Origin of the sequence: Streptomyces sp. SBT349, assembly GCF_001083795.1 — a bacterium.
GTDB lineage: Bacteria > Actinomycetota > Actinomycetes > Streptomycetales > Streptomycetaceae > Streptomyces.
The window spans coordinates 1-10,435 of sequence record NZ_LAVK01000279.1; the positions used below are offsets into that span (position 1 = coordinate 1).

The 10,435-nt window shown below is 75.0% G+C and carries 8 protein-coding genes; 3 read left to right on the forward strand and 5 right to left on the reverse strand.

Features of this window, described 5'->3' with window-relative positions; all coding sequences use genetic code 11:
• Positions 1-119: 119 nt before the first annotated feature.
• Positions 120-701: a hypothetical protein gene (locus ADY01_RS26835; protein WP_049578678.1), complete on the reverse strand. Its 582-nt coding sequence runs from the start codon at positions 699-701 to the stop codon at positions 120-122.
• A gap of 132 nt (positions 702-833) precedes the next feature.
• Here ADY01_RS26835 and ADY01_RS36150 point away from each other — a divergent pair, with 132 nt between their 5' ends.
• Positions 834-1,805: a hypothetical protein gene (locus ADY01_RS36150; RefSeq protein ID WP_053171240.1), complete on the forward strand. Its 972-nt coding sequence runs from the start codon at positions 834-836 to the stop codon at positions 1,803-1,805.
• 27 nt (positions 1,806-1,832) lie between these two features.
• On the opposite strand, the gene ADY01_RS26845 is transcribed toward ADY01_RS36150, so the two are convergent.
• Positions 1,833-2,996 carry a PrsW family intramembrane metalloprotease gene (locus ADY01_RS26845; protein WP_049578679.1) on the reverse strand — a complete coding sequence of 388 codons (1,164 nt, stop codon included), beginning with the start codon at positions 2,994-2,996 and terminating at the stop codon, positions 1,833-1,835.
• 63 nt (positions 2,997-3,059) lie between these two features.
• Complete coding sequence (trmB, locus tag ADY01_RS26850) at positions 3,060-3,860, reverse strand: tRNA (guanosine(46)-N7)-methyltransferase TrmB (RefSeq protein WP_107081833.1); 801 nt, start codon at positions 3,858-3,860, stop codon at positions 3,060-3,062.
• Between the two features lie 193 nt (positions 3,861-4,053).
• Here trmB and ADY01_RS26855 point away from each other — a divergent pair, with 193 nt between their 5' ends.
• The gene (locus ADY01_RS26855; protein WP_049578681.1) at positions 4,054-5,346 is read left to right on the forward strand and encodes a PQQ-binding-like beta-propeller repeat protein; all 1,293 of its coding nucleotides are present in this window, start codon (positions 4,054-4,056) and stop codon (positions 5,344-5,346) included.
• Between the two features lie 353 nt (positions 5,347-5,699).
• Here the strand turns inward: ADY01_RS26855 and lhgO are convergent, their stop codons facing one another.
• Both lhgO and ADY01_RS26865 read right to left on the reverse strand, forming a co-directional pair.
• A complete protein-coding gene (lhgO, locus tag ADY01_RS26860; RefSeq protein ID WP_049578682.1) occupies positions 5,700-6,902 on the reverse strand; it encodes an L-2-hydroxyglutarate oxidase in 1,203 nt (400 codons plus the stop codon).
• An 8-nt stretch (positions 6,903-6,910) separates the two neighbouring features.
• The gene (locus tag ADY01_RS26865) at positions 6,911-8,323 is read right to left on the reverse strand and encodes a hypothetical protein (RefSeq protein ID WP_049578684.1); all 1,413 of its coding nucleotides are present in this window, start codon (positions 8,321-8,323) and stop codon (positions 6,911-6,913) included.
• Positions 8,324-8,932: 609 nt separating this feature from the next.
• Between ADY01_RS26865 and ADY01_RS26870 the strand changes: the two genes are divergently transcribed.
• A partial coding sequence (locus ADY01_RS26870) for a hypothetical protein (RefSeq protein WP_049578685.1) occupies positions 8,933-10,435 on the forward strand: 1,503 nt, incomplete at its 3' end.

Consider the following 10,435-nt stretch of genomic DNA (forward strand, 5'->3'; position numbering starts at 1 on the left):
ATGGTTATAAGAGACAGGCCACACCCTGGCCGTGGCCCCCAGCACGGACCTCACGATCCTGCCCCGGGTGGGGTGAGGGCGCTGCGCGGCCCTCCCCTGACCACCGCCGCGGAGCGCCCTCACCCCACCCGGGTCAGGATCGTGAGGTCCGTGCTGGTGGCCACGGCCAGGGTGTGGCCGGTGGGGGAGAAGCCCGCCGTGCGGAGGGGGGAGTGAGAGGTGTGGTGGATGTGCCACCACACGCCCCCGGCCGGGCCGTGGCAGAGGCCGCCGTCGGTGGAGAGGAGGATCCTGTGGTGCGGCCAGTCCGGGCTGACCACGTCGAGCGACCAGCCGTCGTCCGTCGTCGCGTGCAGCCCCCCGCCGTGCAGGCCCGCGATGCGGACCGGGGTGCCGGCCAGCGGGCCGAGCCCCGGGCAGGTGAGGTGGGGCCCCGCGGGGTCGGATATGTCGGGATCGGGGTCGCGGTCGCGCGCCACCAGCTTCCCCGTCGTGGTGTCGAACACGCCGTGGCCCCCCTGTGACACCACCATCACCAGGTCCTGGCCGGACCCCGGGTCCGAGGCGAAGCCGATGCCGAGCAGCCCGCCGATCGGTGTGGCCAGGCGGGGGTGGAACGCGGGTCGCCAGGGAGCAGGGGCCGGGGAGAGGGGGGCGGCCAGGAAACGGTCCCGGAGCTGCACTTCGTACTCGGTGAACATCGCGCTCCAACCCACGCGTAGTGTGAGGGGAACACTACGGTCCGTTGAAGCGGAGCGCTAGACAGGCAACGTTCACCTTGACGGTGCTTCGGGGTCACACGGCGAGCGCGTCCGGCGTGCACAGTCGACCGTATGAAGGTCAGGCTGCGCCCGGGAAGCGTCGCACGCGCCGAGGATCTCGTCACCGCGTGTGTGCGGGAGTGCGCCGGGTATCTGGCCGCGCTGGGCGGCACGCCCGCGCGGGAACGCACCGAGCTCGTCGCCGCCATCGGCACGCTCGTGGCCGAGCACACCACGTTCGAGCCGTCGGCCGACCGCTCGTTCGACGCCCTGCTCGCCGTCGGCCGCCACGCGGTCGACGCGGGCGAGATCCGGCTGGCCCGCCGCCTGGCCGACACCGGCGTGGCCCTGCGCCCCGGCTCGGGCGGGGCCTGGCGGCTGCGCGCGGAGGCCCTGGAGGCGGACGGTCGTGAGGAGGACGCCATGCACGCGCAGGGACGGTTCGAGACCCTGACCGGCAGCCGCCTCGACCACGAGCTGCCGCTCGACTGCGGCGACCCCGTCGACGTCGCGGCGTTCACCCGCCAGATCGCCGGACGCTCCCTGTGCGTCGTGGCGAACGGCGAGGCCGTCGCCGCCAGCGGCCTCGGTGCCGAGATCGACGGCTATGACCTGGTCGTCCGCCTCGACTCCTTCCAGACCCACCGCGAGGGCACCGGCGAACGCGTCGACATCCACGCCGTCTCGTACCGCAGCGGCGGCCGGGGGGGGGGGCGGGGGGTGGGGACCCGCCTGGTCTTCGGCGAACAGCCCGCCCCCTGGCGTTCCGCGATACGCCGGCGCCTGGTGCCGGGCGCCCAGTCCCACGTCGGCGACCGCACCCTGAGCCGCCCGGTCCGCGACCCCGCGCTGATCGGCGAGGTCCGCTGGGCCACCGACCCCTCCACGGGCTTCGCGATGGCCCGCCTCCTGGACCACCTCGACGTGAGCCCCCGCATCGACCTCTTCGGCTTCGCGCTCCCCGGCCAGCTCCGCGCCGAGGAGCGGCAGTGGATCCTCGGCCACACCCGCCACCGCGAGGGCATCCGCCTCTCCCTGCGCTGACCGCGCCGACCGCGCCACCCCCCGGGGCTACTCCCCTTCCTCCGCCTGCCGCCCCGCCGCCACCGTCGGCGGGCCCGCCAGCGCCCGGTGGCGCCACAGGCGGTGCAGCAGGTCCCGTTCCCGCGCGGCGAAGTCCGGCGCCACCCGGCCCCGTTCCGCCCGGTGCCGCAGCAATGCCAACGACGTCGCCGCCGCCTGGTACCCGGCCGCCGCACGCCAGCCCGCCGGACCGTGCGCCTCGCGCGCGAGCCGGCGCGAGACCGAGCGCGAGCGCAGGGAGCCGAGCGCCGGCGGCTCCGCCGCCGAGACCCAGCCCGCCGCCGCGTACAGCGGCAGCGTCTCCCGCACCACCCGCAGCTGGCGCTGCCGCGCCCAGGCCACCAGCCAGCACAGCAGGCAGAAGACCGGCAGCATCAGCAGGAGATAGACCGACGCGAACCCCACCAGGCTCAGCGACGCCGACGCGTTCCACGCCGAGTGCAGCCCCATCGCCGTCGCGAGGCCGGTCAGCGGCAGCAGCACCCGCCACGCCGCAGGCCGGTGCGGCGCCAGCGCGGCGGCCAGTCCGAAGCCCACGCCCGCCAGCGCCGTGAACATCGGGTGCGCCAGCGGCGCCATCACGATCCGGACGAAGAACGTCACCACCGTCGCCGAGTCCACCCCACCGACCCCGTCCGACTGGTCCCGGGTGAAGGCGTTGCCCAGATAGAGGATGTTCTCGGTGAACGCGAACCCCGTCGCCGCCAGACCCGCCGTCACCACACCCCCGATGACGCTGTGGAACGCCTGCGACCGGTAGAGGAAGAGCAGCAGCACGGCCGCCGCCTTCGCCGTCTCCTCGACCACCGGCGCGATGACGGTCAGCTCCAGCGTGTCGGCCTGCGCCGGCCTGATGGTGGTCGGATCGTCCGTCAGCCAGCCGAGCAGCAGCCCGTTGACCACCAGCGCGAACAACGTCGCCACGCACGCCCCCCAGCCGAAGGCGAACGCGAGCGAGCGCCACGGCCGCGGCGCGAGGGCGTCCACCCAGTGGAAGACGCCGATCAGCAGGGGCACCGGCAGCAGGGCGAGGCCCAGCCCCGCCAGGAATCCCGCGGCGCCGGTCTCACGCCACACGAGCACCGACACGATCACGCCACAGACCGCCAGCGGCGCGCCGATGGCGAGTGTGGGGGAGAGCTGCGGGCGCACCCCATGACCTTACGGCCTGGAGCCGGAGCCTGACAGGCGCGTCCGCACCCGCGGCAGACCCTTTCACCCGGCCGTCGGCCCGCCCCCACCCGGCCGTCCGCCCCGGGTCTCCGCCCGGTCACCGGGTCCGGGGGCCTCCGGGTCGGTCCGGCGGAAGACCAGGTCCCGCACCTCGTGTCCCTTCGCCAGCCCCTGGCGTTCGAAGCGGGTCAACGGCCGGATCGCGGGCCGGGGCGCGTAGCCCTCGCCGCCGGGCGCCGCGTTGGCGAACGACTCGCAGGCCGTCAGCACCTCCAGCATCGACGCGGCGTACGGCACCCAGTCGGTCGCGCAGTGCAGCAGCGCGCCCGGCGCCATCCGCGAGGCGGCCAGATCCACGAACTCCGGCTGGATGATGCGCCGCTTGTGGTGCCGCTTCTTCGGCCACGGGTCGGGGAAGAACACCCGCACCCCGGCCAGCGAGGCGGGCGGCAGCATGGTGCGCAGCAGGATGATCGCGTCGCCGTTGGCCACCCGGACGTTGGTCAGGCCGCGCCGCTCGGCCAGTCGCAGCAGGTTCCCCTGGCCGGGGGTGTGCACGTCGGCGGCCAGGATGCCGGTGCCGGGGTCGGCCGCCGCCATCTCCGCCGTGGCCTCGCCCATGCCGAAGCCGATCTCCAGTACCACCGGCAGCCCGCCGAACAGCGCCGCGGGATCCAGCGCGGCGCGCCCGTCGATCTCCAGGCCCCACCGCGGCCAGAGCCGCAGCAGCGCGTCCCGCTGCGCGGCGGTGACCCGGCTGCGCCGCGGCTGGAAGCTGCGGATGGTGCGGTCGTGGCGTGCGCCGGCGGGATCGGGCGCCGGGCCCGCGCCGGGCGGGAACATGCGGGCGCGCTCGGCCGTGAGATCAGGGAGGCGGCTATCAGTCTCGGACACAATGCGTCCGATTTTACGGTGATTCGGAGAGGAACCGGACGACAGCCCCGCGACGTCGGACACGATGACCAGGAATGACCGGCCCCGATCGCCAGGGGACCGGCAAGAGGCCAGTGACGTGTGGGACTTCGGGGGATGTGCCATGGCGGAGGGGGACGGCAGCCGCGTCGGTCTCGTGGCGCTGCCGGTCGCGGTGCTGCTGCTCGCGCTGGTGACGGTGTATGTGGTGGTGTTCAGCCGGGAGGACGGGACGGCCGACGCGGAGGACCCGGTGTCGGCCACGACCACGCCGTCCCCCGCCCCGGCCGAGCTCGCCGAGGCGTGGCGGGCCCCGGCCGTGCGGGCCGGGACGGGGGCGCACGACCGGCAGGCGACGCGCCTGTGGGCGCACGACGGCACGGTCACGCTGGTCTCGACCGCGGGGGTGACCGGCTATGGAACGGTCGACGGCGCGGTGCGCTGGCAGGCGGACCCGCCGATGGGCGCGATCCGGCCGTGCGCCGCGGCGGAACGGACCAACTCCGCGGGCGTGGGCGCCGTTCTCTACCGCGCCGAGGGCGCGGCGAGCGCCGACGCCGACTGCTCGGTGCTCGGCCTGATCGACACGGCGAGCGGCGCGCTGCTCTGGTCCGAGCGCTTCGAACGGCCCGTGTCCGCGGCCGACGCGACGGTGACCGTCGGCGAGGAGGCCGTCACGGTGAGCCTGGACGCGATCGGCTCGGTCACCGGGTTCCACCGCTTCGCGCTGGAGGACGGCGAGGAACTCCCGTTCCCCGCGCCGCCGGACGAGACGCTGGTCCGCCCGTGCGAGGGCGAACGGCTGCCGCTCACCGCCCGGCACGTCGGCTCGCGCGTCGCGGTGCTGACCGGCTGCGACGGCAGGCGGGAGCTCAGCGTCTACCACGCGGACACCGGCGTGCTGGAGTGGACGCACGCCGCGAACGACCCGGAGTTCGGCTTCACCGGCATCCTGGCGGGCGACCCGGTGCTGCTCGAACAGGGCCAGGACCTGGTGGCGTACGCGGAGACCGGCGAGGAGGCGTGGCGGCTGCCGCTGAGCGAGGTGCGCGCCGAGACGTCGGCGGTCGCGGGCGAGGTGCTGTTCGCGCGCACGGGCGAGACGTCGTTCGCGGGCTACGACCTGGCCACGGGCGAACGCCGCTGGGAGACCGAACTGCCCGGTGACACGCTGCTGTTCGGCGTGGGCGACGACGGGCAGCCGCTCCTCGGCCACTCGGGCGAGGGGGAGGGCCTGCGGATGGTCCGGCTGAACCCGGCCGACGGCGAGGAGACCCCCGCCGGACTGCTCCCCCTCGACCCCGCCCGCACCGCCGACCGGCAACGCGTCACCTTGGACGAACACCAGCTCTACACCCTGACCTCGGTGCCCACGGACGAGGGCGTGACCCTCCACCTCCAGGCATTCGAACGCTAACCCCTGCGGGGGCCTGGCCGCGCGGATGCGGGAGGGGGCGGGCGCGCTCCCGCGTCGCGCGCGAGGAGCCGAACACCCGGGGCAAGCCCGCCCCACACCCCCGGCGTTCACCGCCGCACGTCCCGGCGTACGCCGCCGCCCGTCCCTTCCCGCGTCCGTCTCGCGTCCACCGTCCGCCGGATGTTCCGCGTCCGCCGGACGTTCCGTGTCCGCCGGGGGTCCGCCGGATGTTCCGCGCCTGCCGGGCGCCCGGCCCGCTCCGCGTGTCCGCCGGGCGTCCATCCGGCACGTGCCGGGGGTTCGGCCCGCTCCGCACGCCCGCCACGCGCTCCGCGTCCGCCGGAGGCTGGTGCTCAGGCCAGCGTGGACAGCAGGCGGCGTGCGATGTCGCGGCCGATCGGGAGGCAGGCCGTGGCGGCCGGGGAGGGGGCGTTCAGGACGTGCACCGTGTGAGGCGCCTCGGTGACCTCGAAGTCGTCGGCGGGCGTGCCGTCGGGCAGGACAGCCTGCGCCCGCACGCCCGCCGGCGAGGGCAGCAGGTCGTCCTCCGTGATCCCCGGCAGCAGCCGCCGCACCCCCGCCGTGAAGGCCCGCTTGGACCACGAACGGCGCAACTCCCTCGCCCCGTACCGCCAGTGGCGCCGCGCCAGCCGCCACACGCCGGGGTACGCCAGCTCGTCCACCAGCTCGCGCAAACGTGCCGTGCGCCAGTCGTAGCCCTCGCGCGCCAGCGACGGAACCGCGTTGGGCCCGATGCGCACCTCGCCGTCCAGGCCCGCCGTCAAGTGGACGCCGAGGAACGGGAACGCCGGATCAGGCACCGGGTACACGAGCCCCCGCACCAACGAGGCGCGCTCCGGCCGCAACCGGTAGAACTCGCCGCGGAACGGCACGATCCGGAGCCCCGGCTCGTCCCCCGTCAACCGCGCGATCCGGTCACTGTGCAGCCCGGCGCAGTTCACCATGGCGCGCGCCCTCAGCACCTCACCGCACGCCGTCCGCACCGCCACGCCCCGGCCCACGCGCCGGTCGATCGCGACGACCTCCGCGTTCACCCGCACTCTCACCAGCCGCGCCAGCTCCCGCGCCACCGCTGCGAAGTCGCACTGCGCCGTCGTCTCGACCCGGAGCGCGGCGATGCCCGCGACCGCGGGCTCGTACTCCGCGATCTGCGCCGGGCCGAGCTCGCGCACCGGCACCCCGTTGCGCCGGGCGCGCTGCGCCAACTCGTGCAGCCGGGGCAGCTCCTCGGGCTCCGTCGCCACGATCAGCTTGCCCGGCGTGCCGTGCGGAATGCCGTGCTCGGCGCAGAACGTGACCAGCTCCGCCGCCCCGCGCACCGCGAACCGCGCCTTGCGCGAGCCGGGCCGGTAGTAGACGCCGCTGTGGATCACCCCACTGTTGCGCCCCGTCTGGTGCAGGGCGGGGGCGGGCTCCTTCTCCAGCACGGTCACGGCCAGCCCCGGCCGGGCGGCGCGCAGCGCGTGCGCGGTGGCGAGCCCGACGATGCCGCCGCCGATCACCAGCACATCGCATTCGTACCCTGCCAGTGTCATGTGTCACATCATGCCGGAGCGGTGAGCAGGGGGCGGGCCTGCTCCTGAAGCTCTTTGACCAGCGGCTCGTCCCCATAGGGCGCGAGGCGGAGCAGCAGGTTGCGCACATAGTCCGTCGTGCGCGCCGACGAGATGCGGCCCGCCACCTCCACGGCGCGCGCGCCGGCGGCGCACGCCGCGTCGAGGTTGCCGTCCTCCAGCTCCGCGACCGCGGCCACCACCAGGCGCAGCCCGTGCGACCGCACGAACTCCTCGGTCGGCTCGGACAGCGCGTGCTTGGTGAAACGCCGCACCTGGCCCGGCACCTTCAGGTCGATGTAGCACTCGGCGGCGTCGGCGGCCAGCCGGTTGTAGGTGTAGAAGTCCAGCCAGCCCGGGTCCCCGTCACCCTCACGCGACCGCTCCAGCCAGCCCTCGGCGGCGTTCAGCGCGGACTCGCAGCCCGCCGTGTCGCGCGCCTTGGCCAGCGCCCGCGCCTCGACCAGCTTGAAGAAGCTCATGGTCCGCGCGGTGGCCAGCGACCTGTTCCGCTCCAGGGCGGCCTGCGCCAGGTCCACGGCCTCCTCCGCGAAGCCCCGGTAGACGGCCTGTAACGACATCGACGCCAGCGCGTACCCGCCCAGCGGCACATCCGCCGCCGCCCTGGCCAGCCGCAGCGCCTGGATGTAGTACCGCTGCGCCGCCTCCTGCTGGCCCGTGTCGAACGCCATCCAGCCGGCGAGCCGCGTCAGCTCCGAGGTGGCGCGGAAGAGGGAACGGCCCACCTCGTCCGTATAGCTGCCGAGCAGCAGCGGCGCCGCGTCCGTGCGCAGGCACTGCGGCACCATGGACGAACGCCAGTCGCCGCCCCCGTACTTGGAGTCCCAGCGGCGCGCCTCCTGGGCCGCCTCGCGCAGCTTGGAGACGTCGGAGTGGCCGACCCGGCCCCAGCCGCCGTCGCGGGGCCGCGCGCCCGCCTCGCGGGCGACGGAGGCGTCGGCCGGACTTATCAGCCAGCGGGAGATGGGGGTGGCGTAGGCGCTGATCGCGAACGAGCCCGCGAGCGTCTGCCAGATCCCCTTCCCCGGGGCGACATCCAGCCGGTACAGCTCGGTCGCCGAGTCCACGGCCCCGGGCACGTCGCGCGTGAACGCGAGCCCCACCTCGGGGGCGGGGTCGGTGTCGGCCAGGCCGATCTCGTGCAACGGCACCGGCCTGCCCAGCTTGCTGCTGATGGCGGCGGCGATCAGATGGGGGGCCGAGCCCTGCGGCACCATGCCCTTGGTGACCCACCTGGCGACCGAGGTCTTGTCATATCGCAGTGTCAAACCCCGCTGAGCGCCGAGGTCGTTGACCCGGCGGGCGAGACCGGCGTTGCTGATCCCCGCAAGGGCGAGAACCGCACCCAGCTTCTCGTTCGGCCCGCGTTGCTCCCTGGACATGCGCGCACCCCTGACACACCAACGGCAGCCCCGCGACCAGCGCAGGGCTTTTCCGTGCCTCCGCCAACCCAGCGTAGTTCGGCGCCTGCTGACCGTTAAGGGGGTGAGTCCCGGATGGCGTGTTTATGACCGTACGTGTGTGCGAGCGCTTCTCCCCGTCGTGATTGTGCTCCGGGCATGTGGCCGTGCGCCCGGCCGTGCGCTCTGGGCATCTCCCGGCACGCCCGGTTCGATGGAAAACGCGTGGGTCGGCCCGTTGCCCTGAGGGATCAGCGGGCCGGGGGAAGCCGCCGTCTCATTCCCCGCGGACGGTGGCCTGGTCCGGGAGGCGGCCAGCGTCTCCCGGACCACAACATCACCCGCCTTCGGGCACCCCCGCCATGGGCCGTTCCTCAGCCACACTTTGGCCGAAAAGGGCCGGTTTCCCTGGAAGCGTCGCAAGAGCCCCAGGAGACCCGGCCGACACACCGGGTAGTTCGCCACACGAGCGAACTACCTCACGGTCATGCCCCGTTCCCGCCGTCCCCGTGGCAGCATGGGCCTGTCAGCACACACCCATGCTGCGGTCCATGCATTGGGCCATGCATTCTTTCAGTGGGGGAGGCGGCGATGCGGTGGTTGGTGGGGTGGTGCGGTGCCTCTGCCGGCGCGGCCCGGGAGATCCAGCCCCTGGGCGCCCAGTTGCTGTGGGAGGGCCCGGACCCGCTGTGGGCCGTCGGTGACTGGCGCCCCGACGAGGTCCGCCTCGTCTACGCCGACGGCGACACCCATCTGGCCGTCTTCGGATACTGCGGCGCGGACGACGAGACCCTGCGCCGCTCCCTCGTCTCCGCGCGCGCCGGCGCGCTCCGCCAGCTCACCACCTGGCCCGGCAGCTACACCGCCGTCGCGCGCTTCGGCCGCCGCACCGTCATCCCCGCCGACCTCGCCGGCACCCGCCCCGTCTTCCACACCAACTGGGCCGGCGGCACCGCCTACGCCACCGCCGCCCTCCCGCTCGCCGACCTCACCGAGGCGCAGCTCGACGTCCCGCACCTCGCCGCCCTCCTCGCCTGCCCCGAGTCGCCCGAGGCCGTCGGCGACGGCACGCCCTACCGCGGCGTCACCCGCGTCCCGCCCGGCCACGCGCTGCGCCTGCGCGAGGGCGGCAGCCGCGACATACTCGGCTACGAGCCCGCCACCCCCCTGGTCGTCGCCGCCCCGCCCGTCGAGCGCGAGGCCGCCGTCTCCGGCGTGCGCGACGCGCTCGTCGAGGCGGTCCGCACCCGGCTCTCCGCCCCTCGCCACGCGCCGGCGCGCGACGCGGGCCCCGTCCCCGGCATGGGACCGGCCGACCGCCGCGCCGCCCGCTCCGGCCCCGAGCCCGCGCCCGGCGTCGGGGCCGACCTCTCGGGCGGCAGCGCCTCCGCCACGCTCGCCCTCCTCGCCGCCGGGCTGCCCGGCATGCCGGGCACGGTCTACGGCACCGGCGCCACCCTCGCCGGCGAGCGGCTCCTCGCCGTCACCTTCAACGACCTGACCGCCGGCGGCACCCAGAGCGGCATCGCCCGCGCCGCGGAGATGGAACGGGCCAGGATCATCGCGGAGAACCCGAGGCTCCACCACGTCGTCGTCGCCGCGGGCGAGGAGGCCCTGCCCTACGCCGATCTGGAGAACGGGCCGCTCACCGACGAGCCGGGCCCCCCCCTCGTCACCGCCGCCCGCCCCCCCCACCCCCCCCCCGCGGGCAGCGCCGACCACCTCATCGGCAACGGCGCGCGCCAGGTCCTCGACGCCCACCCCGCCCGCCTCGCCGACCTCCTGCTCGACCGCCGCCGCCGCCATCTGGTCCGGCCGGTCACGGCGTTGGCCAAGGCCAGCGGGGGAGGGGGGCGCGCGATGCTCGTCCCCTTCACCGTCTACCGCGCGGCACGAAGACTCGCCCGCACGCCGTACCCCGAGGGGCTGTCCAGCGCGGCCGTCCTGCTGCGCCGCCCGATCGACGACATGCTGCTGACGGACGGCGCGCTCGGCGCCTCCCTCGCCGCCCTCTCCTGGTGCCGCCCCGGCCCCGCCGCCCGCTGGCTCACCGGCGAGGCACTGGCCGAAGTATCGATCCGGCTGGAAGCCGTC

Excerpts from the sequence above, each read along its gene's own strand:
- ADY01_RS26835 (WP_049578678.1), bottom strand. The coding sequence starts at position 701 with ATGTTCACCGAGTACGAAGTGCAGCTCCGGGACCGTTTCCTGGCCGCC.
- ADY01_RS36150 (WP_053171240.1), top strand. The coding sequence starts at position 834 with ATGAAGGTCAGGCTGCGCCCGGGAAGCGTCGCACGCGCCGAGGATCTC.
- trmB (WP_107081833.1), bottom strand. The coding sequence starts at position 3,860 with ATGTTCCCGCCCGGCGCGGGCCCGGCGCCCGATCCCGCCGGCGCACGC.
- ADY01_RS26855 (WP_049578681.1), top strand. The coding sequence starts at position 4,054 with ATGGCGGAGGGGGACGGCAGCCGCGTCGGTCTCGTGGCGCTGCCGGTC.
- lhgO (WP_049578682.1), bottom strand. The coding sequence starts at position 6,902 with ATGACACTGGCAGGGTACGAATGCGATGTGCTGGTGATCGGCGGCGGC.
- ADY01_RS26865 (WP_049578684.1), bottom strand. The coding sequence starts at position 8,323 with ATGTCCAGGGAGCAACGCGGGCCGAACGAGAAGCTGGGTGCGGTTCTC.